Here is a 25,950-nt window from a genome sequence, read left to right on the forward strand (position 1 = left end):
GAATGGTCATTAAGGCGAAAAGCCCTGCGGGATTCGCAGAAAAATATATTATCGAGAGCATTTGGAACGGCCGTTTTCCTCCAGGCTCAATTTTACCTGCTGAGCGCGAGCTGTCCGAACTGATTGGTGTTACTCGAACGACTTTACGAGAGGTTCTTCAACGACTAGCACGTGATGGATGGTTGACTATCCAACACGGTAAACCAACAAAAGTTAACCAATTTATGGAGACATCTGGTCTGCATATCTTGGATACGTTGATGACGCTAGACGTCGATAATGCAACAAATATTGTAGAAGATTTGCTTGCGGCACGTACCAACATCAGCCCTATCTTTATGCGTTATGCATTCAAGGCGAACAAAGAAAACTCTGAGCGTACAATCAAGAACGTAATTGAGTCTTGTGAAGCGCTTGTGAATGCATCGTCTTGGGATGATTTCATTGCCTCTTCTCCGTATGCGGATAAGGTGCTTCAAAGCGTTAAAGAAGACAACGAAAAAGATGAAGCAAAGCGTCAGGAAATTTTGATCGCGAAAACATTTAACTTTTACGATTACATGTTGTTCCAACGCTTGGCATTCCACTCTGGTAACCAAATCTACGGTTTGATTTTCAATGGCTTGAAGAAGCTGTATGACCGAGTTGGCAGTTACTACTTCTCTAACCCGGCCTCACGTGATTTGGCGCTAAGATTCTACCGTCAACTGCTAGAAACTTGTGAAACGGGCCAGCGTGAACAATTGCCAGTTGTAATTCGCCACTACGGCATGGAAAGTGCTCAAATCTGGAACGAGATGAAAAAGCAACTACCAACCAACTTCACTGAAGATGATAGCTAAGCATTGAGTGAGCAAAGTTAGAAAAAACCGCAGGCAATGCCTGCGGTTTTTTATTGCTCGTTACTTACGGCTTTTGATCTAGTTCCTCATGCAATTATGTCGAAAAATGAGTCTTTCAGGCTAATGAGAGTCTGGGCAAAGGCAAATACAGTGTTTCGACAATATCTGATAGCACGTGATCATAGGTATTGAAAATCGTCAGTGACAGATCTGAGGTGATGCCATAAAGTTCTTCTTCTGTTAGTCCGGTGTGTTTTCCTTCGACATAGTCGTTTAACGCTTGTGTCGAACGTACGGAGATCGGCGCTGCGATAGTCAATGGTGCTATTACAGCTAACTGATTCAGTTTACGTGTCATTACAGATGCGTAGTTCTTTACTCGAACGCTTCCTCCTTGTTCGTTTAAGTCTTGAATGCTAATACGAAGTTGAGTCAAGGTTTCGAGGCTATCGATAATGGTTTGCCAATTCATGTGGTACTCATCATGCAACTCATCTCGTTGCTCAACTGCTAGCCACGCAATAGTGACTTCATCCATTAAAAACAAACAATGTCGAATCAGCTTTCCGTGCTCCATTTGATTTCTCGCGATGCTGTTTTCCTGCCATTGTTCGAGCAACTTACTGACTTTTATCTGTAACACACGATACATGGGTTTATTTTCAAAGCGCGATGTTTCCAACAAAAGGTGCAGCTTGTTGTTGAGAGCATGATGGATCTCTTCTATTTCTCGCTCATAGTTTTGTTGGGATTGAAGGGAGTAATGTGTGATTGCTCGATGACGTCTAAGCAAGTTAACGACATCGCGAAGTAGGGTAAGCAACTGATACTTTCGTGCATGTTGCTGTTCGCGTTTTGTGGAAAGGTGGTAAATGCCGGCTAATATGGCGACGGATAATAACGTTGAAATCAAAACAAACATAACCAACTCCTTGTTAGTGTTTGGACCTAGCAAGAAGGAATTTGCAGTTTTGATGCCAATTAAAATTACTTTAAAAACAATTGTTTAAAATTTAAACCTAAATGTTTTGCGCGTTATTGGTGCAGAATCTCCCCAATAATGTGAATTTGATCAAAAAAAATCCCCGCCGAGAGAGGCGGGGATTGAACTCATTTCAAGCGTAACGTAAGGGAATTACATTACACGCATGCCAGGCTGAGCGCCTTCGTGTGGCTCAAGAATCCATAGGTCGCTACCACCAGGGCCTGCCGCTAGGATCATGCCTTCAGACATACCGAATTTCATCTTACGAGGTTTTAGGTTCGCTACCATTACGGTTAGCTTGCCTTCTAGCTCTTCAGGTTTGTAGGCTGATTTAATGCCAGAGAAAACTTGACGAGTTTCACCACCGATGTCCAGTTGGAACTTAAGCAATTTGTTTGCTTTAGGCACTTCTTCACAAGAGATGATGCGAGCGATGCGCAAATCCACTTGAGCAAAAGTATCAAACTCAATCTCGTCCGCGATTGGGTCTTTGCTTAGCTCAGTTTCTGTTTTAGCCGCTTCAGCTTTCTCTTTCGCTGCCATTTCTGCTGCAGCGTCTTCTTTCGATGCTTCGATCATCGCTTCGATGTTCTTTGGATCGATACGGTTGAATAGCGCTTTGAACTTAGTGATTTCGTGGCCTGTGAGTGGCTGAGCAATGCCTTCCCAAGTTAGCTCTTGGTTTAGGAATGCTTCAGTACGTGCAGCAAGAGCTGGCATTACTGGTTTCAAGTAAGTCATTAGTACGCGGAACAGGTTGATACCTACAGAACAGATTTCTTGTAGTTCCTGATCTTTGCCTTCTTCTTTCGCTACAACCCAAGGGGCTTTCTCGTCAACGTATTGGTTTGCTTTGTCTGCTAGTGCCGTGATTTCACGGATAGCACGGCCAAATTCGCGAGCTTCAAAAAGCTCTGCGATACGGTCAGCCGCTGCCACGAATTCGTTGTAAAGCTCTGGTTCAGCGAAGTTGTCAGACAGTTTGCCTTCGAAACGTTTAGCGATGAAGCCTGCGTTACGAGATGCTAGGTTAACGATCTTGTTGACTACGTCAGCGTTAACGCGCTGAGTGAAGTCTTCAAGGTTAAGATCTAGGTCGTCAATACGGCTGTTTAGTTTCGCTGCGTAATAGTAACGTAGACATTCTGGGTCTAGGTGATCGAGGTACGTGCTTGCTTTCACGAATGTACCTTTCGACTTAGACATTTTCGCGCCGTTTACCGTTACGTAGCCGTGTACGAATACGTTGTTTGGTTTACGGAAGCCAGAACCTTCAAGCATTGCAGGCCAGAATAGGCTGTGGAAGTACACGATGTCTTTACCGATGAAGTGGTAAAGTTCAGTTTTACTGTCTTTGTTCCAGTATTCATCGAAGTCTAGATCGTCACGTTTGTTACATAGGTTTTTGAATGAGCCCATGTAGCCAATAGGTGCATCTAGCCATACGTAGAAGAACTTGTCTTTTTCGCCTGGGATTTCGAAGCCAAAGTAAGGTGCGTCACGCGAGATATCCCATTGTTGCAGACCAGACTCGAACCACTCTTGCATCTTGTTCGCGGTTTCTGTTTGCAGAGAACCAGAGCGAGTCCACTCTTTTAGCATGCTTTCAAACTGAGGCAGGTCAAAGAAGAAGTGCTCAGAATCTTTCATTACTGGCGTCGCACCAGAAACTGCAGATTTAGGATTGATCAGTTCTGTCGGGCTGTAAGTCTCGCCGCAGTTGTCACAGTTATCACCGTACTGATCTTCAGACTTACACTTAGGACATGTACCTTTTACGAAACGATCCGGTAGGAACATCTCTTTTTCAGGGTCGAAAAGCTGAGAAATAGTACGGCTAGAGATAAAGCCATTTTTCTTTAGCTCTAGGTAAATGTGAGATGCCAGTTCGCGGTTCTCTTCTGAGTGCGTGCTGTGGTAGTTATCAAAGCTGATATCAAAGCCAGCGAAGTCTTTTTGGTGCTCTTCGCTAACAGCGGCAATCATCTCTTCTGGAGTAATACCCATCTGTTGCGCTTTAAGCATGATTGGCGTGCCGTGAGCATCGTCAGCACAGATGAAGTTTACAGTGTTGCCGCGTAGGCGTTGGTAACGAACCCAAATGTCCGCTTGGATATGCTCAAGCATATGGCCAAGGTGGATCGAACCGTTAGCGTACGGAAGGGCACAAGTTACCAGCAGTTTCCTTGAAGGAAGGTGTCTTGGATCGTTTGCCATACTTAATATTCGCTTTTCTTGATAGGTATAAAAAAATTTTGATGGATAATACTACCCCATGAACTCACTAACTCCAAGGTGTCAAACCGCGGAATGCCTTAGTTTTTTTAGGGTTCTGGTTATGTCGGGTCGGTGGTAGCATGGTACTCAAAAGGAGGACTTATGCATCAGTTCACTTCAAAACAAGATTTTTGTCATTGGTTTAATCAATTTCAACATCCACAGTTAGTGGAAAACTGGGCCGATATTCACGGCGTTGTCACCATCACCGCTCAAGGTGAGGTGAAGATTACATTGCCATTTGCTAGTAATGAGCTTCAGCGCACATTGCAAGAATGGATTCAACAACAGCAAGCATCCAAAGCTGTAGCCGCGTTTCCGTTTCACATTGAACTCGGCGTAAAAGCACTAGAAACGCAGGTTTCTAATGCGGTGAAAGATGTGAAGAATATCATTGCGGTGAGCTCTGCAAAGGGTGGGGTGGGCAAATCCACAACAGCCGTTAACTTAGCCTTGGCTATCGCGCAGTCGGGAGCGAAGGTTGGCCTATTGGATGCCGATATATACGGTCCATCGGTTCCGATGATGCTCGGCCAGGAAGATGCGAAACCAGAAGTTCGTGATGGCAAATGGATGGAGCCTATTTTTGCTCACGGCATCTATACTCATTCTATTGGCTATTTAGTTAATAAATCTGAAGCAGCGATCTGGCGTGGCCCTATGGCATCGAAAGCGTTAGCTCAGCTATTGAATGAAACCGATTGGCCAGATCTGGATTACTTAGTGATAGACATGCCACCAGGCACGGGTGATATCCAGTTGACGTTGTCACAACAAATTCCTGTTACCGGCACGGTTTTGGTGACGACGCCACAAGATTTAGCTTTGGCAGACGCGCGCAAAGGCGCAGCAATGTTTAACAAAGTCAATGTGCCAGTGGTAGGTGTGGTCGAAAATATGAGTTACCACATTTGTAACCAATGTGGCGCGACTGAACACATCTTTGGTATGGGTGGCGCGGAGAAAATGTCTCAAGAGTTTGGCTTAGCGCTATTGGGCCAAATTCCGTTGCATATTTCTATGCGAGAAGACATTGATGCTGGTGTGCCAACCGTTGCGAGACGACCTGACAGTGAGCATTCAGGCTACTACAAACAGCTTGCAGATCGAGTGTGTAGCACAATGTTTTGGCAAGGCAAAGCGAAACCAGATGCAATCAGTTTTACAATGGTAAACTGAGGCTGGTGGTTGAAAGTTGCACATTTTAACGTTTGCCCGGAGGTTAATCCTCTGGGCAGGCAGAAACTTATGACTAAACTCTAATTCCAGCTAGTAACTACGGGGTGAACTCCCTATAATCAGGCAGTTTATCTTTTTATGTGACTAGAAATCATCATCGGGTGCAAACTAATGTCTGATAATAATCAATGCGTCATCGTAGGTATTGCTGGCGCTTCTGCTTCTGGAAAAAGTCTGATCGCGAGCACAATTTACAATGAGCTTCGCGCGAAAGTAGGCGATCATCAAATCGGTGTCATCACGGAAGATTGCTACTACAACGACCAAAGCCACCTAAGCATGGAAGAGCGAGTAAAGACGAACTACGATCACCCGAGTGCGTTGGACCACGACCTATTGTGCGAGCACCTAGAGAAGCTTGTACGTGGTGAGGCCGTGGAAGTGCCTGAGTACAGCTACACAGAGCACACAAGAACAAGTAACACCACCACAATGACCCCTAAAAAGGTAATCATTTTAGAAGGTATCCTTCTTCTTACTGACCCTCGTCTTCGTGATCTGATGCACGCGACTGTATTTATGGATACGCCTCTGGATATCTGTCTACTTCGCCGCGTTAAGCGTGACGTTGAAGAGCGTGGCCGTACAATGGAATCCGTTCTTAAGCAATATCAGCAAACTGTTCGTCCGATGTTCATGCAGTTTATCGAACCTTCTAAGCAATATGCGGACATCATCGTACCTCGTGGCGGTAAAAACCGTATCGCGATCGATGTACTAAAAGCTCACATTGCAAAACTTTTGAAAGCTTAAGTCTTTAGACGGCTATATCGCTTTATTTTTATGATAAGAAGTGGCACTTTAGGTGCCACTTCTTTTTTTGTTTTTAAATTAGTCAGTTGCATGTCAAAACCGGATGATTTTCACGCTTTTGTGGAACTCTCGGCGGTAAATCTAGTCTGCGCTTATAATTTTAAAAACACACGAGCAAGGAAAAACAAATGAAGAAACTGCTCTTAGTTCTCGCGATACCTGTTGTGGTATTTGTTGCTGCAATTTTAGCGTTAACTATTTTTGTCAATCCAAACCAATTTAAGCCACTGATTGTTGAGCAAGCTCAGAAACAAACAGGGTTAGAATTAGTGATTGAAGGGGATATCAGTTGGCAATTCTTCCCATCAATTGGTTTTGAATTGGGAGGAACCGAACTGCGTAACCCGCAAGGTTTTAGTCAGCCAAATCTTTTTAAAGTCGACACTGTCGGTGTTGATGTTTCTGTCACACCACTTTTTAGCAAACAACTTGAAATCGGTAACATTACTTTAGATGGTGCGGAGTTCTACGTTGAAACGAAGAAAGACGGCAGCAAGAACATTGATGCTCTAACGAAAGCGCAAACTCAACAAGCAGAGCAACCGAATGATACTGCACCAGATCAAAGTGGTGAATCGCAGTCTGAAGGCTCAGATTGGAGTATCAACCTGGCTGGTGTTACGGTTTCTAATGGCTCACTAGAAATTCAAGACAAGCAAGCCGGCAATTACACCAAGCTGTATGATGTATCGTTGAACCTTTCTGAATTTGCTTTTGACAGCTGGACGACAGCTGACTTTGGTGTGAAAGGCGAAATGAATGACCAGAAGTTTACAGCAGAAGGTAAGGCAGACTTTAAACTGGCGAAAGGTCTTGCCAGTTATGCGTTGAAGAACATCAATGTTGATGCGACGTACACTGATCCAAACAACACTATTGAATCGGCAAAAATTGGCTTAGATACATTTGAGTTCGATAAAGTAAACAATCTTAACTACGCGCTTAAAGGCAGTGCGGCTGGTATGAAGCTGGACATGCAAGGCGGTGGGCAGCTTACGGTTGACCAAGCGATTAGCAAAGTGTTGTTGAATAAGCTTACGCTGAAATCAAGCTTTGAAGGTGATGCTTTGCCACAATCACCAATGAAAGTTGATATGGTCTCTGACCTTTCATTTGACCTAAACAAAAGCCACCTTAGCTTTATTCTAGAGAAGTTAACCGCAAACGCGATTGCATTGGATGGTAAAGCCGATGTGACATTGGGAGACATTCCAAAAATACGTTTTGCCCTTCATAGCCCTAATATCGATTTAGATGAATTCTTAGGCTTGGATAAACAAGCACCAGCAAGCGAAAAGCCAGCATCTGGTGGTAAGAGTGCATCCGCGGGGCCTGAAGTTGAGCCGGATCTTTCAGCACTGAAAACGCTGGATGTCAAAGGTGATATCACCATCGATAAGTTCAAAGCGGCTAACGCAAAAATGGAAGCGGTAAAAGCGAGCTTCACTGTCAATCGTGGTGTGTTTGACCTCACATCATTTAGCTCGAAGTTGTACCAAGGCACAATTTCAGCAACAGCAAGACTAGATGCACGTAAGACGCCAGCGACTTACAGCGTGAAAAAATCAATCAAAGGTGTGAAAGTTCAACCGCTACTGATTGATGTTGCTAACAACGACAAGCTAGAAGGTACGGGTAACATCGACGTGAATGTCCAAGGTAGCAGTTTGACGCCGACAGGTATCAAACAGAACCTTGCTGGTACGGTAGTGATTAACTTTGCTGATGGTGCGGTAAATGGCATCAACGTTGCTCAATTGATTCGTGAAAACTACGCGCGATTCAAAGGGCAAAAAGTTGAAAGTACCAACGAAGTGAAGAAAACAGACTTCAGTGCGATGACCGCGACGTTGAAACTAAACAAAGGTGTGGTATCAACGGACAACTTGCATGCTCAATCACCGTTACTACGTGTGCGTGGTAAGGGCAGTGCAAACTACATCAATGAGACGGTCGACTTTACTATCAGTACTTCAATTGTGGGTACGCTAGAAGGCCAAGGTGGTAAAAACATCGATGAGCTGAAGGACATCACGATTCCAATCAATGTGTCTGGTAAGTGGGCGGACCCTAAATTCAAACTCGTATTCGATGATGTTCTTAAACAGAAAGCTCAGAAAGAAATTGACCGTGGCGTAGAGAAGCTAACGGACAAAATTAAAGATGAGAAAACCAAAGAAGCGGTCGATGGTCTGTTGAAGAATCTTTTCAACTAACCACGTGTTGAAAGTGAAAGGGTTGGCATTGTGCCAACCCTTTTTTCATTGTGCTGCAAGCTTTACCAGTCGACGCCTTTCAGCGCTTTTACGCCAGATTCAAATGCGTGCTTTACATTCTTCACTTCAGAAACGGTATCGGCCATTTCAATTAGAGTGCGATGTGCGCCACGACCAGTAATCACAACCGACTGCATTTTGGGGCGATTGTTTAACGCTTCGACCACTTCGTCCAAATCGATGTAACCGTAACTCACCATGTAAGTTAGCTCATCGAATAAGATGACATCAATAGAGTCGTCTTGCAGCATACGCTTACATTCTTTCCAGACCAGTTGCGCTGCTTCGGTATCGGCGGTTTTGTTCTGCGTCTCCCAAGTAAAACCAGTCGCCATAACTTGGAATTCTACTCCCAATTTTTCTAACAAGTTGCGCTCGCCGTTGTCCCAAGTGCCTTTGATAAATTGAGCCACTGAACACGTAAGGCCGTGACCGACGGCGCGAGCAATCGTGCCAAAGCCCGATGTCGATTTACCTTTACCATTACCAGTAATGACCAGCAGTAGACCTTTCTCTTCTTGAGCGGCCGCAATTTTTGCGTCTACCTGTTCTTTTACTTTTTGTTGGCGTGCCTTATGGCGTGCTTCTTTATTTTCTTCGATAGACATAATACTTCCTTAAATCCGTTTCGTGCTTTGCCCGCGGTAGCTTGGGTTCATTGAATTATCTCGCTATGATAGACCAACATATCGTGAAGAAAAACCATCGATAATTCAGGGAATAAAATGAAGAGAATACTCGTTGTTTGTATGGGAAATATTTGCCGTTCACCAACCGGTGAGGCCGTTCTGAGAGCTAAAGCGGAAGAGTTAGGTGTCGATGTCGACATTGATTCGGCTGGGACAATTGGCTATCACACTGGAAACACGCCAGACTCAAGAGCTATGGCGGCAGGGAAACAACGTGGCTATTCGTTTAAAGGAATGCGAGCGCGCCAAGTGTCAGTGCAAGATTTCGAAGACTTCGATTTGGTACTGGCTGCGGATAAAGCAAACTTGGCTGACTTACTCGATATTTGTCCTGCAGAACATCGTCATAAAGTCTCGCTATTTTTAAGCCACTCTAATTCGAGTTATGACGAGATCCCAGATCCTTACTATGGTGGAGATGATGGATTTGAGTTGGTATTGGACTTAATCGAAGAGGCGTCGGTAGCGGTTTTGCAGAAGCTGTAATTATTTCGATATCAGATAAATAATAAAAGGGATGAGCATTGCTCATCCCTTTACGCATAGATTAGCCAGCTAAAATGTCGGTTGCGACTTTGTAGCTAGGGTCTTCTTTCACGTTGATTTCGACTAGACTGCCAGCTTTGTCGAGTAGTTTGCGACAATCCGGACTTAGGTGACGAAGGTGAAGCGTTTTGCCGATGGAAGCGTAGCGCTCTGCTAGCGTTTCAATTGCCTCAATTGCCGAGTGGTCTGTTACGCGAGAGTCTGCGAAATCGACAATCACATCTTTAGGATCTTCTGGCGCATTAAACAGCTCGAGGAAGTTTGCTGCTGAACCAAAGAAGATTGGACCGTGAATTTTGTACTCTTTTGAGCCTTCTGCGTTCAAGCAAGTATCTGCGTAAATGTGCTTCGCATGTTGCCATGCAAACATCAGCGCTGAAGCGATTACACCAACCGCGACCGCAACAGCAAGGTCAGTCAGTACTGTAACAACGGTTACTAGTACGATAACGAAGAAATCTTGCTTTGGTACACGGCGAGCCAACTTAAATGTTGCCCATTCGAATGTGCCAATCACAACCATGAACATCACACCAACTAGGGCTGCTAGTGGAATCATTTCAATCAACGATGACGCAAACAAAATGAACATCAGCAGAGCTACAGCCGCTACGATGCCAGACAGACGGCCACGGCCACCGGAGTTTACGTTGATCATTGACTGCCCAATCATTGCACAACCACCCATCGCGCCGAATACAGAACATGTCATGTTTGCCATGCCCTGACCGATACATTCGCGGTTAGATTGGCCACGAGTATTCGTCATTTCGTCTAAAACGGTCAGTGTTAGCAAAGATTCAATTAGGCCGATGGCCGCAAGGATCACTGCATAAGGCAAGATGATTTGCAGAGTCTCTAGCGTAAATGGCACTGATGGAATAGAGAAGGTTGGCAAAGAGCCTGCTAGTGTAGCAGCTTCATTACCTGACATAGAACGTAGGAAGTCGACAACTGTACGTGTCTCTAGATCTAACCCAACAACTAGTGCAGTAACGGTTACGATAGCAACAAGTGAAGATGGCACTGCTGTTGTAATTTTCGGCAAGAAGTAGATGATCGCCATGGTCAGCGCAACCAAACCTAGCATTAACATCATTTGATCTTGTGGAAGCCAAGTCAGCACGCCATTCATGTCTGGAGCCTTGAATTGTCCTAATTGCGCGAGGAAGATAACAATCGCTAGGCCGTTAACAAAACCAATCATTACAGGGTGTGGAACGATTCGAATGAATTTGCCCAATTTAAATAAACCGGCAGCAATTTGCAGAATACCGGCCAACATAATGGCAGCAAATAAGTACTGAACACCGTGGCTTGCAACAAGAGAGACCATTACTACAGCCATTGCGCCTGTAGCACCAGAGATCATGCCTGGGCGACCACCAAAGATTGAGGTGATAAGGCCAACGATGAATGCTGCGTACAGACCAACCATGGGGTCTACACCAGCAACGAATGCAAATGCTACGGCTTCAGGGACAAGTGCCAGGGCAACCGTCAAACCTGATAGCACGTCATTTTTAATAGAGTGCTTAGAAAATTGCGGGAATTCGAACATGTTTGTCTTTAAGTTCTCGTTGAGATGAGTTTATCCCGACACATATTCGTATTTGCATTAACCACTAAGTGATGAAAATACATTCAAGGTACTTAGTGTAAACCGTAGTAATAAAAGAGCAGCAGTAGAATGGTGTCGAAAACTTGAGTTGGCGAATGCTACCGAAAAGTGTGATTAAGTTCAAGAATGATACGGATAATGAACCACAAATGTGATCCGTCGTTGATATTAATATGACCAATTACGCTAGACCGAGAACAAACAAAAAAGGCCACCTTTCGGTGGCCTTTTGATTCTAGCTTTCAAGCTATCGCAATGTATTCAAACTTAGTTGAAGTTTGGCTTTGTCATTGCTGCAGAGGCGCGGTTTGTTGCCACTTGGCTACCAGCACCTTTAGCTTGGTAGCGTTCAGCTTTAAACGGCGCTGCGGCTACTTCGATTTCACGTAGTTCTTGAGGACCAGGTGCTTTTGTCATTGGTGCGCTAGCTCGTGGCTTAGCAACAACGTTGATAACTTCAGCTTTCATCTCTGGCGCTGCTACTGGAGTTTCAACGGCAACTTCTGTTGCTGCTTCTTCCACAGTTTCTGCAACGACTGGCTCTTGAACCGGAGCTTCTTCAACAACTGTTTCTGTTGTTGCTTCCGCAACAGGTGCTTCAGCCACTTCAACGTTCGGCTCTACAGGAGCTTGATCAACCGCTACTGGCTCTGCCTTTTCAGGCGCTACAGCTTCAACAATCGGTGATTCAGCTTTAGCTTCTACTGTTTCTTGAACTTTAGGTTCAACAACAGGTGCTTCAGCTACCGCTGGTTGCTCACGACGGATGATGACTTTACCCATTGCCATTTCAGGGCAAGCAAAACCACCTTGCATAGCAGGTACAGCTGCAATTGCCACAACCGCTTCTTCCTGAACTCGCTCTTCCTTCTTAGGCGCTGGTTTTGGAATGTAACGTGGCATCACTTTACCCATTGCCATCTCAGGAGATGCTACACCGCCTTTGCGCAGACGGAATGGGTTAGGACGACGATCACGACCACGACGACGACGTTGACCACTTGCTCGTAGGTGACGAGGAGAACGACGGTTACGACGTTGTTTCGATTCACCTTGCTTGTTGTCTTGCTGTGCGTCTGCTGCTGTATCAACGGCTTGAGCTACTTGAGACTCAACAGGTTCAATTGCTTTCACTGCTGTTTCTTCTACTTGCTCATCGGCAAGTTGATCTTTAACACGAACAGATTTGTTCAGTTTGCGACGTTGACGGCGCTCTTTGACTTTCTCTGTTTTCGCGTTTGCTTTCGCTTTATTCTCTTCAGGCTTCACTTCTGAGCGAGCTTCAGCCGCAAGTTGCAAGCCTTTTTCCGCTACTTTCGCGTTTGCTTTCGGCTCTTGAGCTTTTTCAGCTTGTTGAGGTTTTGGCTTACGCTTCTGGCTACGGTTTGGTTGTTGTTTGTTTGCAGGTTGTTGAGCTTCGTTTTGCTCATTTGCTTGCTCTTCACGAGGCTTACGGCGACGACGGTTATCACGGTTTTCACGACCTTCGCGGTTATCGCGTTGGTTGCTACGACGACGGTCGTTGCGATCGCGTTTGTTGCGCTTGTTGTCGCGGTTTGATTTCTTCTCTTCTTGTTTTGGTTCTTCTTTTACTTCTTCAGAACCACCAAATAGAAAGCTACCTAGTGCTTTAAACAAACGGCTGAATAGGCCAGGTTTTGCTTCTTGCTCTACTTCTTTCTTCTTCGCTACCGGCGCAGGTTTAGAAACAGGAGCTGGAGCGGTTTGAACTGGCGCTGCAAAGCCCTTAAGAACAGGCTCTTCGATTCGCTTAGGTTTGATGTCTGTTTCAGAAGGTTCTTTACCTTCTGCTTCTTTCATTGCTTCCAACTTCTTAGGAAGTAGGTAAGAAATTAAATCAAACTCTTCACCTTCGCGTACGCGAATTACTTCAAAGTGCGGTGTTTCCATGTCTGAGTTAGGAACAACCGTAATTTTCACTTCTTGAATTCGTTCGATATGGTTAACCGAGCGACGTTTTTCGTTCAATAGGTAAGATGCGATTGGCACTGGTACTACAGCCAATACTTGAGCTGTGTTGTCTTTTAGTGCTTCTTCTTCAATCAAACGAAGAACAGAAAGTGCTAGAGATTCGTTGTCACGAACAACACCTGTGCCGCTACAGCGAGGACAAATGTGGTGGCTTGCTTCTGCAAGAGAAGGGCTCAATCGTTGACGAGACATCTCTAGAAGACCAAAGCGTGAGATACGACCGATTTGTACGCGAGCACGGTCTAATCGAACTGCTTCACGTAGGCGGTTTTCTACTTCACGTTGGTGGCGCACTGGTGTCATATCGATAAAGTCGATAACCACTAGACCACCTAAGTCGCGTAGACGCAATTGACGAGCGATCTCGTCTGCTGCTTCTAGGTTGGTATTAAGTGCTGTTTCCTCGATATCACCGCCCTTAGTTGCACGAGCAGAGTTGATATCGATAGACGTCAGAGCTTCCGTTGGGTCGATTACGATAGAACCACCAGATGGTAGGCGCACTTCACGTTGGAAAGCCGATTCAATTTGGCTCTCGATTTGGTAGTGGCTAAACAGCGGCACTTCGCCTTCGTACTTCTTAACGCGGTTGATGAAATCTGGGCGAACCAATTGAATGTGCTCTTTCGCACGTTCATAAATGGTGTTGCTGTCGATAAGAATTTCACCAATATCACGACGCAAATAGTCACGAATTGCACGAACGATAACGTTACTTTCTTGGTGGATTAAGAATGGGGCAGGGTTAGAGTCTGCCGCGCCCTTAATCGCGCTCCAATGGTTCAGCAGTACGTTCAAGTCCCACTCAAGTTCTTCTGCGCTCTTACCAACGCCAGCAGTACGAACAATCAGACCCATGCCTTGAGGCAGTTCTAGAGTGCTTAATGCTGCTTTTAGTTGAGTACGCTCATCACCTTCGATACGGCGAGAAATACCGCCTGCACGAGGGTTGTTTGGCATAAGAACAAGGTAGCTACCCGCAAGAGAAATAAACGTGGTTAGAGCTGCGCCCTTGCTACCACGTTCTTCTTTTTCTACTTGTACGATTACTTCTTGGCCCTCAGTCAGCACTTCTTTAATGCTTGGACGGCCTTGGTAGGTATAACCTTCAGGGAAGTATTCGCGGGCAATTTCTTTTAGAGGGAGGAAACCGTGACGCTCAGCACCGTAATCAACAAATGCGGCTTCTAAGCTTGGTTCGATACGTGTGATACGTCCTTTGTAGATATTCGCTTTTTTAGATTCATGTCCTGGACTCTCGATATCAAGATCGAAAAGTCGCTGGCCATCAACCAGAGCGACACGCAACTCTTCTTTTTGAGTTGCGTTAATTAACATTCTTTTCATTGAAAATTCTCGTTGTCTTTTCTTTTATATCTTTCTTGTCGACTTGCCACGTTTTTTTCGCTGTTTCACGGTGCCTGATCCCATGGCTAATATTTTGCAGCCTCCCGGCTGGAAGGGGATGCTCTGGGGCACTTCAGTCATCACAAATCTATTTTGGTTTCTGTTAGAAACGTAGACTTGTAACCCGCTATTTGGGCGGTAGGTACTCAACGTGAATATGCGAGGAGTAGGGTGGCAAGAGTGTTGAATTCAATGTGTCTTACGCCAATGCAGCACCTGAGCTTCAACCTTCTACTCACATTGCTTGAGGACAAATGATTGGTAGTGAATAAAATATAACCAAACCTTCCTTAGCAGCTGTGAACTATAGCAGTGCGCGTGGATATCAGCAATCTGCTTTAGCGCAAACGATGGAAAATTTGCCGCTAAACTCAAACTTTCCAATTTATAACTGGCTGTTAAATAAGCGATTGAATCACGTAAACTTCCAAAGACAGAAAACAAAACCCGAACAAGGGAAAGGGTTTTAATAATCTAAACAAAAGGTTGGCGTATTTCGGAGCAGATTCTCGCAACAAGTGTTTCTTTTGCAGCAAGAATAATGTGAAGTCACGCGGATTTACGTTTACAATAGCGCGCATGAGCGAGATAAGAACACAAGTCCAGTTCGTTGATATCGACGAAGACATGGCGGGTCAACGCATTGATAACTTCTTGCGTAACCAATTAAAAGACATTCCAAAGAGCATGATTTATCGAATCGTGCGTAAGGGTGAAGTGCGCGTGAACAAAAAGCGCATCAAAGCCGAATATAAACTAAAAGCTGGCGACCTAGTCCGAATTCCACCTGTAACGGTTGAGAAAAAGGAAGAGGATGTCGCACCAAGCACGAAACTTAATAAGGTTGCTGAACTAGAACATATGATCATTTATGAAGATGATCATATGCTGATTCTGAACAAACCGTCTGGTACAGCAGTGCATGGTGGTAGTGGCTTGAAGTTTGGTGCAATTGAAGCATTAAGGGCATTGCGTCCACAGGCACGCTTCCTCGAATTGGTTCACCGTATTGACAGAGATACCTCGGGTATTTTACTGGTTGCTAAAAAGCGCTCGGCGCTTCGCCATTTGCAAGCGCAGTTCCGTGAAAAAACGGTGAAGAAGTTTTACTTCGCCTTAGTGATGGGACAATGGAAAAGCAGCTGTAAAGTTGTGAACGCCCCCCTACTTAAGAATGAAGTGAACAGTATTGTACGAGTGAACCCAAACGGTAAGCCATCAGAAACGCGTTTCAAAATTCTTGAGAAATTTGAGCAAGCGACGTTGATTCAAGCCAGCCCGATTACGGGGCGTACTCACCAAATTCGTGTGCATACTCAGTACACCGGACATCCTATCGCATGGGATGATCGTTACGGAGATAGACGTTTTGATGCCTACACTGGTCAACTTGGATTGGACCGTTTGTTTTTGCATGCCGCGAACATTAAGTTTCAACATCCGTCTAATGATGAATGGATGGAAATTAATGCTCCGATGGAATCCAAACTAGAGAAAGTGCTTGTTGGATTAAGAAAGGCAAACTGAACGCATTTACTATAAACAAAGGGAGCTTTAGCTCCCTTTTTACATTTGACTTATATCTATTAGGTTTCAAATGATGAGTAGAGGCGTTGATTAAACTTACAAGATCTCGAAACCTTGCTTTTGCAGCATATCAATCAAATCAATCAGAGGCAGGCCAACGAGAGTGTTTGGATCTTTGCCAACTAACTTTTCGAACAAACAAATTCCCATCCCTTCGCTTTTGAAGCTGCCAGCACAGTAAAACGGTTCTTCTCTGTCGACGTAACGTTCAATTTGTTCACGGTTTAAGTTCCTAAAATGCACTTCAAAAGTGTCGTAGCCAACTTCAGTCAGATTCGTCACCGAGTTATAAACCGCCAGTCCGGTATAGAAAGTGATGGCTTTACCACTTTGAGCAAGTAATTGATCGATAGCATTTTCACGATTTAGAGGTTTGCCAACGATTTTTCCATCAATTACGCAAACTTGATCGCTGCCGATGACCAAACTTGGTTTATTAATAGAGCAAGAGGTTGCTTTGTTTACGGCTAAGCGCTGCACTAGATCCAGAGGAGTTTCACTCTCATACGGCGTTTCATCGCAGTCAGGAGATAAACAAATGAACGGGACTGAAAGCTTTTCAAGCAGTTGTTGACGAAAAGGGGAGGTTGAGGCTAAAACCAGTTGGTAATTTTTCATTTTGAATTACAATTCACGCAAGCATTTCCAATAGGATAATCGATCAAAATTGATTATGGCTAATGCTCTGTATGTTAAGCGTAAAAAAGTACAACTTTTTTGCCTTTTTCTTTGACTAATTTTGATTTGGAAGATAATATTCGCGCCCTATGCAAAAGGTAAAAATACCGCGAACGGTTGATCCAGCAAAGTCCGCACAGAAACGATTAGATTACGATGGCATCATCCAAGCTAGTCTTTTCAAGCGCTTAGCGGAAGCAACTGAAGGCGTAAAACGCGACGCAGAAGTCTCATTGTCATTTGAGATAGATGAACAGCGACTTGTTGTTATCTCTGGTAAAGCTAACATCGAAGTCGAATTAGAGTGTCAGCGTTGTAATGAGGTATTCACACACGCGTGTGAAGTTGAATTCCTTTACACTCCTTACTACGGTGAGAAGACGGAAGAGGAAGCACCAGAAATTTATGATTTGGTAGATCTAAATGAGTACGGTGAATTAGACCTTATACAACTGGTTGAAGATGAGTTCATCTTAGCATTACCTCAAATTGCGATGCACGATGAAGCGGATTGTAGCGTTGATTCAAATAACATGGTTTTTGGTGAGCTTCCTGAAGAAATTGAGGAAAAGAAACCGAATCCATTCGACGTTTTGAAAAATCTGAAAAAGTAACTGGTGTGGTAGCCGCTTCTTCTTTAGGTTTTTAACCCAATAGTATAGGAGTAGGGTCAATGGCCGTACAGAAAAACCGTAAAACTCGTTCTAAGCGCGGTATGCGTCGTTCACACGATGCGCTAACTACAGCTGCACTATCTGTAGACGCGACTTCTGGTGAAACTCACCTACGCCACAACGTAACTGCTGAAGGTTACTACCGTGGTCAAAAGGTTATCAACAAGTAAGGTTGAACCTTTGCAAAGTATTACCGTTGCACTTGATGCAATGGGCGGGGATTTCGGTCCACGCGTAACAGTGCCTGCCGCCGTGCAGGCACTGTCTCATTTCCCAGAGCTAAAAGTGATTCTTATAGGTGATCAAAGCCTGATCACATCTCAATTATCTCAACTCGGTACCTCTACCAGTTCCCGCTTGACTATTCTTCATAGCGAGAAAGTTATCTCGAACTCAGAAAAACCGTCTTTAGCATTACGCAATAGTCAAAACAGTTCTATGCGTATGGCAATTGATCTGGTTTCTGACCAAGAAGCGGATGCTTGTGTAAGTGGCGGCAACACTGGCGCATTAATGGCGCTGTCGCGATTTATCCTCAAGTTGCTTCCCGGTATAGAGCGGCCTGCTTTAGTTTCAGCTTTACCCACCATCAGTGGCAAACGTACTTGGATGTTAGATCTTGGTGCGAATGTGTCTTGTGACGCAGACAGTCTGTTTCAGTTTGCCGTGATGGGCAGTGCATTAGCAGAAGAACACCTATGTCGTCCTCCTCGCGTTGCTGTACTTAATATTGGTGCAGAAGAAATCAAAGGGAACGATTTAGTTAAACGCTGTGCAGAAATGCTTTCTCAAACCGACGCTATCAATTTTGTTGGTTATATTGAAGGTAATCAAATTTTGCATGACGTAGCCGATGTCATCGTTTGTGATGGATTTGTTGGCAACGTATGCTTAAAAGCCAGCGAGGGAACAGCACAACTTTTTATCGAAAAACTAAAAACCAGCATGATGGCATCGACGATAAAGGGTTGGATTGCTAGAAAGTTGTTTTCTCGGCTATTTAATGAACTAAAAACACTGAACCCCGACCAGTATAACGGTGCAAGTTTGCTAGGATTGCGCGGCATTGTCATAAAAAGCCATGGAAGTGCGGATGTATCTGCGATTGTCAATGCACTTGGCGAGGCAGTACACGAGGTCAAACGACAAGTACCAAGCCGTATTAGCGATCGTTTGGAAGTGGTTTTACTCGAGAGGCATTATTAGTCTTCATGTATAGCAAAATTTTAGGTACTGGCAGCTACCTGCCATCTCAAGTGCGTACTAACGCAGACCTAGAGAAAATGGTAGATACAAGTGATGAGTGGATCGTAGCTCGTACTGGTATTAAAGAGCGTCGAATTGCAGCAGAAGACGAAACTGTTGCGGACATGGCATTCTACGCAGCTGAAAACGCTATCGATATGGCCGGCATTGATAAAAATGATATCGACCTAATTATCGTTGCTACCACGAGCAGTAGCCATACTTTCCCTTCATCTGCGTGTCAGGTGCAGGCAAAGCTTGGCATTAAAGGTTGTCCGGCTTTCGACTTAGCCGCTGCTTGTTCTGGTTTTGTTTACGCATTGTCTGTTGCGGATCAACATATCAAATCAGGTATGTGTAAAAACGTATTGGTGATTGGTGCAGATGCACTGTCTAAAACGTGTGATCCAACTGACCGTTCAACGATCATTTTGTTTGGTGACGGTGCGGGTGCAGTTGTTGTTGGTGCAAGCCAAGAGCCTGGCATTATCTCTACGCATATCTACGCGGATGGCCAATTTGGTGATTTATTAAGTCTACCTGTACCAGAGCGTGGTAAAGATGTTGATAAATGGCTTCATATGGCTGGTAACGAAGTATTCAAAGTTGCGGTAACTCAACTGTCTAAACTCGTTAAAGATACGCTTGAAGCAAACGATATGCACAAGTCTGAGCTAGACTGGCTAGTGCCGCACCAAGCGAACTACCGTATTATTTCAGCGACGGCGAAAAAACTGTCAATGTCACTAGACCAAGTTGTTGTCACATTAGACAGACACGGTAACACGTCGGCAGCAACAGTTCCGACAGCGCTTGATGAAGCGGTTCGTGATGGCCGTATTAAGCGTGGACAAACGTTGCTACTTGAAGCATTCGGTGGCGGTTTCACATGGGGCTCTGCTCTGGTGAAATTCTAAGTTTCGCGAGAATTCAAAATTTAAGGTGCACTCACGTGCATCTTATTTCTTTTTACATTGCTTAAAGGAAAACAACATGAGCAAGTTTGCTATCGTATTTCCAGGTCAAGGTTCTCAAGCTGTAGGTATGCTTGCTGATCTAGGCGAACAATATGACGTAGTAAAACAAACATTTGCAGAAGCATCTGACGCACTAGGTTACGATCTATGGGCGCTTGTTCAAAATGGCCCTGCTGAAGATCTAAACCAAACTTTCCGTACTCAGCCTGCATTGCTTGCTTCTTCTGTCGCTATTTGGCGCGTATGGCAAGAGCTTGGTCTAGAACAACCAGCAAACCTAGCGGGTCACAGTCTCGGTGAATACTCAGCGCTTGTGTGCGCTGGCGTGATTGACTTTAAAGAAGCAATCAAATTGGTTGAACTACGTGGCAAGCTAATGCAAGAAGCGGTTCCTGCGGGTACTGGCGCAATGTATGCAATCATCGGTCTAGATGATGATGCGATTGCAAAGGCGTGTGAAGAAGCAGCGCAAGGCGATGTCGTTTCTCCAGTAAACTTCAATTCTCCTGGTCAAGTTGTTATCGCAGGTAGTAAAGATGCAGTAGAGCGCGCTGGTGCACTGTGTAAAGAAGCTGGCGCGAAACGTGCTCTTCCTCTTCCTGTGTCAGTGCCTTCACACTGCGCGTTAATGAAACCAGCAGCTGATAAACTAGCAGTAGCGCTAGAGTCTATCGAATTCAACACACCACAACTTCCAGTTATCAATAACGTTGATGTGGCAGCTGAAACTGATCCTGCAAAAATCAAAGACGCGCTTGTTCGTCAGCTATACAGCCCAGTTCGTTGGACTGAAAGCGTACAGCTAATGAGTGAACAAGGTGTAGAAAACCTTCTTGAACTTGGCCCGGGCAAAGTTCTGACAGGTCTAACAAAACGTATCGTGAAAACACTAAGTGCAGCAGCAGTTAACGATGTGGCGTCGTTAGAAGCCGCTAAATAATTCTTTCACGATAAGAAAAGGAAAACACAACATGATGAATCTAGAAGGTAAAATCGCTCTAGTGACTGGCGCAAGCCGTGGCATTGGTCGTGCGATTGCTGAGCTTCTTGTTGAACGCGGTGCCACCGTTATTGGTACCGCAACGTCTGAAAGCGGCGCGGCTGCGATCAGCGAATACCTAGGCGAAAATGGTAAAGGTTTAGCGCTTAACGTCACTGACGTTGAGTCTATTGAAGCAACACTAAAAACCATTAACGATGAGTTTGGTGCGATCGATATTCTAGTGAATAACGCAGGTATCACTCGCGATAACCTACTAATGCGCATGAAAGACGATGAGTGGAACGACATCATCAACACAAACCTAACGCCTATTTACCGTATGTCTAAAGCGGTTCTGCGTGGAATGATGAAAAAACGCGCGGGTCGTATCATCAACGTAGGTTCTGTTGTAGGCACTATGGGTAATGCGGGTCAAACTAACTACGCAGCAGCAAAAGCGGGCGTGATTGGTTTTACCAAATCAATGGCTCGTGAAGTGGCTTCTCGTGGCGTAACTGTTAACACAGTTGCACCTGGTTTCATCGAAACTGACATGACTAAGGCGCTAAATGACGACCAACGTGCAGCAACGTTGGCGAACGTGCCAGCTGGTCGCTTGGGTGATCCTCGTGAAATTGCATCAGCAGTAGTTTTCCTAGCTTCACCTGAAGCCGCTTACATTACTGGTGAAACTTTGCATGTAAATGGTGGCATGTACATGGTTTAATGCACAGTTCGTGCAAATTTAGCTATTTTACATTGTGAAAAATAGCCTATAGTTGCAATTAACTGTCATGAACTTGTCATGCTTATGCGCAAGATTTGTGCATGATTTAAGTCAAAAATGTATTGAAATTCGGTTAAATTCGCTAATTTTGTGGTTTGACCAGCAAGGACCCCCTTGCAACTTTCAATAGTTCGAATAAACTACGGAATCATCGCATTAGGCGAAATCTGTAAAGGAAAAGAAAAATGAGCAACATCGAAGAACGCGTAAAGAAAATCATTGTTGAACAGCTAGGTGTAGACGAAGCAGAAGTTAAAAACGAAGCTTCTTTCGTTGATGATCTAGGTGCTGATTCTCTAGACACTGTAGAACTAGTTATGGCTCTAGAAGAGGAATTCGACACTGAGATTCCTGATGAAGAAGCTGAGAAGATCACTACTGTTCAAGCTGCAATCGACTACGTAAACAGCGCTCAGTAATTATCTCTCCCAGGCGGTCTCCTAGACCGCCTGTGTTCTTTCTAACTTCTTCTATCCTCTCATAGAAATATTCAATTCCCGGAGAATTATATCGTGTCCAAGCGTCGTGTAGTTGTCACTGGCATGGGTATGTTGTCACCGGTAGGCAACACAGTAGAATCATCTTGGAAAGCCCTGCTTGAAGGTAAAAGCGGTATCGTAGATATCGAGCACTTCGATACTACGAACTTCTCAACTCGTTTTGCAGGTCTTGTTAAAGATTTCGATTGCACAGAGTACATGTCTAAAAAAGATGCTCGTAAAATGGATCTATTCATCCAGTACGGCATTGCAGCGGGTATCCAAGCGCTAGATGACTCTGGCTTACAAATTACCGAAGAAAACGCGCCTCGAGTTGGTGTTGCAATCGGCTCAGGTATTGGCGGCCTAGACCTTATTGAAACTGGTCACTCAGCACTGGTTGAGAAAGGTCCTCGCAAAGTTAGCCCATTTTTTGTTCCTTCGACCATCGTAAACATGGTTGCGGGTAACCTGTCTATCATGCGTGGTCTTCGTGGTCCAAACATCGCGATCTCTACTGCATGTACTACAGGTCTACATAACATTGGCCACGCTGCTCGTATGATTGCATATGGTGATGCAGACGCGATGGTTGCTGGTGGTGCAGAGAAAGCTTCTACGCCTCTTGGTATGGCAGGCTTCGGTGCTGCTAAAGCACTTTCTACTCGCAATGACGAACCTCAAAAGGCATCTCGCCCATGGGATAAAGGCCGTGACGGCTTCGTTCTAGGTGATGGTGCTGGCGTGATGGTTCTTGAAGAATACGAACATGCGAAAGCACGTGGCGCTAAGATTTACGCTGAGCTAGTTGGCTTTGGTATGTCTGGCGATGCTTACCACATGACTTCACCAAGTGAAGATGGTTCAGGTGGTGCGTTAGCAATGGAAGCAGCAATGCGTGATGCGAACATCACGGGTACTCAAGTAGGTTACGTGAATGCTCACGGTACATCTACTCCTGCTGGCGACGTTGCTGAAATCAAGGGTGTGAAACGTGCTCTTGGTGAAGAAGGCGCAAAACAAGTTCTTGTTTCTTCAACTAAGTCAATGACTGGTCACCTATTGGGTGCTGCTGGCTCAGTTGAAGCTATCATCACGATTATGTCTTTGGTTGACCAAATCGTTCCACCAACGATTAACCTTGATGATCCAGAAGAAGGTCTAGACATTGACCTTGTGCCACACACTGCGCGCAAAGTTGAAGGTATGGAATACGCAATCTGTAACTCGTTTGGCTTTGGTGGTACAAACGGTTCTTTGATCTTCAAAAAGTTCGCTGAGTAAAAATCTCTAATAAGGTTTTAAGACCGCGAAACTTGTATTCTAACGGCTCGATGCTTAGCATTGAGCCGTTTTCTTTTATTTGTCGTCTGTAACCTAAGGGTGTTCTAATGTTTTGGGTAAATGGAGTTCCACAAACACAGGTTTCATTAGGTGATCGTTCTTTTCAATATGGGGACGGTTGCTTTACTACTATCCTGACTAAAAACGGCGAGCTAGAGTACTGGCAAGCGCATGTTGAACGTTTGGAAGCATGTCTCAAAACACTTCATATTCCTTTACCTGACTGGAGTATAGTTTCCGAGTGGGCTCACTTGGCTACCCTGAAAGATGAACACGCTGGAATCAAAATTCACATTAGCCGTGGAATCGGTGGAAGAGGGTATGGCACTAAGGGCATTGAGTGCCCAATGGTGACCATCTCGAACTTTGCATTTCCTGTCCATTATGTCGACTGGCAACAAAATGGGGTGAATCTGGGGGTATGCGAAACCCGTCTCGGAATTCAGCCTTTGCTGGCAGGGCATAAACACAACAATCGCTTAGAACAAGTGCTTGCGAAAGCTGAAATTGAGCACTCTAACTTTGCCGATGCAGTGACGTTAAATGTGCAAAATCATGTCATTGAAACTACAATGGCAAACCTTTTTTGGGTTAAAGATAACAAGGTTTATACGCCTAGCTTAAATTTGTCTGGCGTCGCAGGCGTGATGCGTCGTAAGGTGCTTGAATTTTTTGAGGCCAATAATACCGAAGTTGAAGTAGGGGACTTTTCTCTGGTGGAACTGCTTTCTTCGGATGAAGTATGGATGTGCAACTCACTACTAGGTGTTGCACCTGTCACGAGCATTACAGCCTCTAATAACCACAAAACTGTCTTTCCGATAGGAAAACTGACTCAACGACTGCAAGGGAATTTAAATACGTGATTAAAAAACTGTTGGCTTTTGTTGTGCTGATCGCTGTGATAAGCGCAGCAGGGTTTTTTTACGTTGTTTCACAAACAAAGCAATACGTTAACTCGCCAATTTTAATTGAGCAACCTCAACTGTTCACTGTCGAAAACGGCACAAGCTTTCATCGTGTAATGCGCGATTTGGTGAAAGAGAACATCATAAAAGCGTCTGATTACACTCGCATAATGCCCCATATTTACCCAGAGCTTCTTCAAGTACGAGCCGGCACTTACCAACTCGAGCCAAATGTATCGCTTTACGAGGCGTTAGAGCTACTCAATACAGGCAAAGAACATCAATTTGCCATCACGTTTGTTGAAGGTAGTCGTTTTTCTGAGTGGTTAGAGCAACTTCAAAGCGCACCGTATGTTCAACACGACCTTTCAGGGCTGTCAGAAAAAGAGATGGCACAGAAGCTTGGTATTGAACGTGATAAGCTTGAAGGCTTGTTTTTGGCTGAAACGTACCACTACACCGCTGGTGCGAGCGAAAGTCAGTTGCTAAAGCGTGCACATTCCAAGTTAAATAAAATACTGGATGCGAACTGGAACGCTCGTCAGGAGAAGCTGCCTCTCAAAGACAAGTATGAAGCGCTGATCCTTGCCTCGATTATCGAAAAAGAAACGGCGATTGATTCAGAACGCGAACGTGTTGCTTCTGTGTTTGTAAACCGTTTGAATAAACGTATGCGACTTCAAACGGATCCGACCGTTATCTACGGAATGGGGGATGCTTACGATGGTAACATCCGTAAGAAAGACCTACGCACCCCAACACCATACAATACCTACGTTATTAATGGTTTGCCGCCGACACCTATTGCAATGGCCGGAGAAGCCTCTATCGAAGCTGCACTAAACCCAGAAAGCAGTGATTACTTATATTTTGTAGCAAGTGGGACGGGCGGACACGTTTTCTCGAAATCACTTGCTGAGCACAATCGTGCTGTTCGAGCCTATTTAAGAGAACTAAGAAAGAACAAATGATGAAAGCAAACTTTATTGTCGTAGAGGGCCTTGAAGGCGCAGGGAAAAGCACTGCGATTAAAACGGTTTTGGACACGCTCAAACAAGCGGGAATCGAAAACATCGTTAACACGCGTGAACCTGGTGGGACACCTCTTGCCGAGAAAATGCGCGCTTTAGTCAAGGAAGAGCATGAAGGCGAAGAGTTGAAAGACATGACAGAGTTGCTTCTGTTGTACGCCGCGCGTGTTCAACTGGTTGAAAATGTGATTAAGCCAGCGCTTGCAAACGGACAATGGGTTGTTGGCGATCGCCATGACTTGTCATCACAAGCTTACCAAGGTGGTGGCCGTCAAATTGATGCGTCACTCATGAAAAACCTTCGTGACACCACGTTGGGTGACTTTAAGCCCGCATTTACACTTTATATGGATATCGATCCTCGTATCGGTCTTGAGCGCGCTCGTGGTCGTGGCGAGCTAGACCGTATTGAAAAGATGGATATCAGCTTCTTCGAGCGCACTCGTGAGCGTTATTTGGAAATCGCCAATGCTGATCCGTCAATTGTTGTGATCAATGCAGAACAATCGATTGAAGAAGTGTCTCGTGATATTCAAGACGCCTTGAATGAATGGTTGTCTCGCCAGTAAGT

The 25,950-nt window shown here is 44.8% G+C and carries 23 protein-coding genes; 17 read left to right on the forward strand and 6 right to left on the reverse strand.

All coding sequences use genetic code 11. The features are described from left to right. Nucleotides 1–2 precede the first annotated feature (2 nt). A complete protein-coding gene (fadR, locus tag ACYJZR_RS05205; RefSeq protein ID WP_005461531.1) occupies nt 3–842 on the forward strand; it encodes a fatty acid metabolism transcriptional regulator FadR in 840 nt (279 codons plus the stop codon). 115 nt (nt 843–957) lie between these two features. Here the strand turns inward: fadR and ACYJZR_RS05210 are convergent, their stop codons facing one another. Beyond that, the gene (locus ACYJZR_RS05210; protein WP_005494538.1) at nt 958–1,764 is read right to left on the reverse strand and encodes a hypothetical protein; all 807 of its coding nucleotides are present in this window, start codon (nt 1,762–1,764) and stop codon (nt 958–960) included. 213 nt (nt 1,765–1,977) lie between these two features. Continuing rightward, the gene (gene metG / locus ACYJZR_RS05215) at nt 1,978–4,044 is read right to left on the reverse strand and encodes a methionine--tRNA ligase (RefSeq protein ID WP_031821214.1); all 2,067 of its coding nucleotides are present in this window, start codon (nt 4,042–4,044) and stop codon (nt 1,978–1,980) included. Nucleotides 4,045–4,206: 162 nt separating this feature from the next. Between metG and apbC the strand changes: the two genes are divergently transcribed. The 3 genes from apbC (at nt 4,207) to ACYJZR_RS05230 (ending at nt 8,372) form a co-directional block, all read left to right on the forward strand. Beyond that, entirely contained in the window at nt 4,207–5,283 is a 1,077-nt protein-coding gene (gene apbC / locus ACYJZR_RS05220; RefSeq protein WP_406965969.1) for an iron-sulfur cluster carrier protein ApbC, read from the forward strand. Between the two features lie 171 nt (nt 5,284–5,454). Further along, on the forward strand, nt 5,455–6,096 hold the full coding sequence (udk, locus tag ACYJZR_RS05225; protein WP_005461598.1) for a uridine kinase: 642 nt from the start codon (nt 5,455–5,457) through the stop codon (nt 6,094–6,096). 188 nt (nt 6,097–6,284) lie between these two features. After that, on the forward strand, nt 6,285–8,372 hold the full coding sequence (locus ACYJZR_RS05230) for an AsmA family protein (RefSeq protein ID WP_406965966.1): 2,088 nt from the start codon (nt 6,285–6,287) through the stop codon (nt 8,370–8,372). Nucleotides 8,373–8,434: 62 nt separating this feature from the next. Here ACYJZR_RS05230 and cobO read toward each other — a convergent pair whose 3' ends face one another. Then, entirely contained in the window at nt 8,435–9,040 is a 606-nt protein-coding gene (gene cobO, locus ACYJZR_RS05235) for a cob(I)yrinic acid a,c-diamide adenosyltransferase (RefSeq protein ID WP_140170149.1), read from the reverse strand. A 117-nt stretch (nt 9,041–9,157) separates the two neighbouring features. On the opposite strand from cobO, the gene ACYJZR_RS05240 reads away from it, so the two are divergent. Continuing rightward, nucleotides 9,158–9,607, forward strand: coding sequence for a low molecular weight protein-tyrosine-phosphatase (locus tag ACYJZR_RS05240; RefSeq protein ID WP_005462468.1), 450 nt, complete (start codon nt 9,158–9,160; stop codon nt 9,605–9,607). 61 nt (nt 9,608–9,668) lie between these two features. On the opposite strand, the gene ACYJZR_RS05245 is transcribed toward ACYJZR_RS05240, so the two are convergent. Both ACYJZR_RS05245 and rne read right to left on the reverse strand, forming a co-directional pair. Continuing rightward, on the reverse strand, nt 9,669–11,228 hold the full coding sequence (locus tag ACYJZR_RS05245; RefSeq protein ID WP_017448358.1) for a SulP family inorganic anion transporter: 1,560 nt from the start codon (nt 11,226–11,228) through the stop codon (nt 9,669–9,671). 327 nt (nt 11,229–11,555) lie between these two features. Further along, nucleotides 11,556–14,627: a ribonuclease E gene (gene rne, locus ACYJZR_RS05250; RefSeq protein WP_406965963.1), complete on the reverse strand. Its 3,072-nt coding sequence runs from the start codon at nt 14,625–14,627 to the stop codon at nt 11,556–11,558. Between the two features lie 639 nt (nt 14,628–15,266). Here rne and rluC point away from each other — a divergent pair. Further along, nucleotides 15,267–16,214: a 23S rRNA pseudouridine(955/2504/2580) synthase RluC gene (gene rluC / locus ACYJZR_RS05255; protein ID WP_005461586.1), complete on the forward strand. Its 948-nt coding sequence runs from the start codon at nt 15,267–15,269 to the stop codon at nt 16,212–16,214. Between the two features lie 96 nt (nt 16,215–16,310). Here rluC and ACYJZR_RS05260 read toward each other — a convergent pair whose 3' ends face one another. Continuing rightward, nucleotides 16,311–16,892: a Maf family protein gene (locus ACYJZR_RS05260; protein WP_023623831.1), complete on the reverse strand. Its 582-nt coding sequence runs from the start codon at nt 16,890–16,892 to the stop codon at nt 16,311–16,313. 149 nt (nt 16,893–17,041) lie between these two features. Between ACYJZR_RS05260 and yceD the strand changes: the two genes are divergently transcribed. The 11 genes from yceD to tmk all read left to right on the forward strand — a co-directional run bounded on the left by yceD (nt 17,042) and on the right by tmk (nt 25,948). After that, a complete protein-coding gene (gene yceD / locus ACYJZR_RS05265; protein ID WP_005461584.1) occupies nt 17,042–17,566 on the forward strand; it encodes a 23S rRNA accumulation protein YceD in 525 nt (174 codons plus the stop codon). A gap of 59 nt (nt 17,567–17,625) precedes the next feature. Next, nucleotides 17,626–17,796: a 50S ribosomal protein L32 gene (rpmF, locus tag ACYJZR_RS05270; protein ID WP_005396978.1), complete on the forward strand. Its 171-nt coding sequence runs from the start codon at nt 17,626–17,628 to the stop codon at nt 17,794–17,796. A 10-nt stretch (nt 17,797–17,806) separates the two neighbouring features. Next, nucleotides 17,807–18,832, forward strand: coding sequence for a phosphate acyltransferase PlsX (plsX, locus tag ACYJZR_RS05275; protein ID WP_025500397.1), 1,026 nt, complete (start codon nt 17,807–17,809; stop codon nt 18,830–18,832). 5 nt (nt 18,833–18,837) lie between these two features. Continuing rightward, nucleotides 18,838–19,788, forward strand: a complete 951-nt coding sequence (locus tag ACYJZR_RS05280; RefSeq protein WP_005490641.1) for a beta-ketoacyl-ACP synthase III — start codon at nt 18,838–18,840, stop codon at nt 19,786–19,788. Nucleotides 19,789–19,864: 76 nt separating this feature from the next. Beyond that, nucleotides 19,865–20,788 carry an ACP S-malonyltransferase gene (gene fabD, locus ACYJZR_RS05285; RefSeq protein WP_015297035.1) on the forward strand — a complete coding sequence of 308 codons (924 nt, stop codon included), beginning with the start codon at nt 19,865–19,867 and terminating at the stop codon, nt 20,786–20,788. Between the two features lie 34 nt (nt 20,789–20,822). After that, the gene (fabG, locus tag ACYJZR_RS05290) at nt 20,823–21,557 is read left to right on the forward strand and encodes a 3-oxoacyl-ACP reductase FabG (protein WP_021449845.1); all 735 of its coding nucleotides are present in this window, start codon (nt 20,823–20,825) and stop codon (nt 21,555–21,557) included. A 245-nt stretch (nt 21,558–21,802) separates the two neighbouring features. Beyond that, complete coding sequence (gene acpP / locus ACYJZR_RS05295) at nt 21,803–22,036, forward strand: acyl carrier protein (protein ID WP_004406112.1); 234 nt, start codon at nt 21,803–21,805, stop codon at nt 22,034–22,036. A gap of 93 nt (nt 22,037–22,129) precedes the next feature. Next, nucleotides 22,130–23,380 carry a beta-ketoacyl-ACP synthase II gene (gene fabF, locus ACYJZR_RS05300; RefSeq protein WP_406965957.1) on the forward strand — a complete coding sequence of 417 codons (1,251 nt, stop codon included), beginning with the start codon at nt 22,130–22,132 and terminating at the stop codon, nt 23,378–23,380. Nucleotides 23,381–23,487: 107 nt separating this feature from the next. Then, nucleotides 23,488–24,306, forward strand: coding sequence for an aminodeoxychorismate lyase (pabC, locus tag ACYJZR_RS05305; protein WP_047733301.1), 819 nt, complete (start codon nt 23,488–23,490; stop codon nt 24,304–24,306). Further along, a complete protein-coding gene (mltG, locus tag ACYJZR_RS05310; protein ID WP_406965955.1) occupies nt 24,303–25,319 on the forward strand; it encodes an endolytic transglycosylase MltG in 1,017 nt (338 codons plus the stop codon). Before pabC ends, mltG begins: the two co-directional genes overlap by 4 nt. Further along, nucleotides 25,316–25,948, forward strand: coding sequence for a dTMP kinase (gene tmk / locus ACYJZR_RS05315; RefSeq protein WP_005490472.1), 633 nt, complete (start codon nt 25,316–25,318; stop codon nt 25,946–25,948). The genes mltG and tmk overlap by 4 nt, the downstream gene beginning before the upstream one ends. Nucleotides 25,949–25,950 lie beyond the last annotated feature (2 nt).

The organism is Vibrio sp. RC2502, from assembly GCF_054850435.1.

Bases quoted from the DNA above. Each gene is read 5' to 3' on its own strand.
- fadR (WP_005461531.1), top strand. From the start codon at position 3: ATGGTCATTAAGGCGAAAAGCCCTGCGGGATTCGCAGAAAAATATATT.
- ACYJZR_RS05210 (WP_005494538.1), bottom strand. From the start codon at position 1,764: ATGTTTGTTTTGATTTCAACGTTATTATCCGTCGCCATATTAGCCGGC.
- metG (WP_031821214.1), bottom strand. From the start codon at position 4,044: ATGGCAAACGATCCAAGACACCTTCCTTCAAGGAAACTGCTGGTAACT.
- apbC (WP_406965969.1), top strand. From the start codon at position 4,207: ATGCATCAGTTCACTTCAAAACAAGATTTTTGTCATTGGTTTAATCAA.
- udk (WP_005461598.1), top strand. From the start codon at position 5,455: ATGTCTGATAATAATCAATGCGTCATCGTAGGTATTGCTGGCGCTTCT.
- ACYJZR_RS05230 (WP_406965966.1), top strand. From the start codon at position 6,285: ATGAAGAAACTGCTCTTAGTTCTCGCGATACCTGTTGTGGTATTTGTT.
- cobO (WP_140170149.1), bottom strand. From the start codon at position 9,040: ATGTCTATCGAAGAAAATAAAGAAGCACGCCATAAGGCACGCCAACAA.
- ACYJZR_RS05240 (WP_005462468.1), top strand. From the start codon at position 9,158: ATGAAGAGAATACTCGTTGTTTGTATGGGAAATATTTGCCGTTCACCA.
- ACYJZR_RS05245 (WP_017448358.1), bottom strand. From the start codon at position 11,228: ATGTTCGAATTCCCGCAATTTTCTAAGCACTCTATTAAAAATGACGTG.
- rne (WP_406965963.1), bottom strand. From the start codon at position 14,627: ATGAAAAGAATGTTAATTAACGCAACTCAAAAAGAAGAGTTGCGTGTC.
- rluC (WP_005461586.1), top strand. From the start codon at position 15,267: ATGAGCGAGATAAGAACACAAGTCCAGTTCGTTGATATCGACGAAGAC.
- ACYJZR_RS05260 (WP_023623831.1), bottom strand. From the start codon at position 16,892: ATGAAAAATTACCAACTGGTTTTAGCCTCAACCTCCCCTTTTCGTCAA.
- yceD (WP_005461584.1), top strand. From the start codon at position 17,042: ATGCAAAAGGTAAAAATACCGCGAACGGTTGATCCAGCAAAGTCCGCA.
- rpmF (WP_005396978.1), top strand. From the start codon at position 17,626: ATGGCCGTACAGAAAAACCGTAAAACTCGTTCTAAGCGCGGTATGCGT.
- ACYJZR_RS05280 (WP_005490641.1), top strand. From the start codon at position 18,838: ATGTATAGCAAAATTTTAGGTACTGGCAGCTACCTGCCATCTCAAGTG.
- fabD (WP_015297035.1), top strand. From the start codon at position 19,865: ATGAGCAAGTTTGCTATCGTATTTCCAGGTCAAGGTTCTCAAGCTGTA.
- fabG (WP_021449845.1), top strand. From the start codon at position 20,823: ATGAATCTAGAAGGTAAAATCGCTCTAGTGACTGGCGCAAGCCGTGGC.
- acpP (WP_004406112.1), top strand. From the start codon at position 21,803: ATGAGCAACATCGAAGAACGCGTAAAGAAAATCATTGTTGAACAGCTA.
- pabC (WP_047733301.1), top strand. From the start codon at position 23,488: ATGTTTTGGGTAAATGGAGTTCCACAAACACAGGTTTCATTAGGTGAT.
- tmk (WP_005490472.1), top strand. From the start codon at position 25,316: ATGATGAAAGCAAACTTTATTGTCGTAGAGGGCCTTGAAGGCGCAGGG.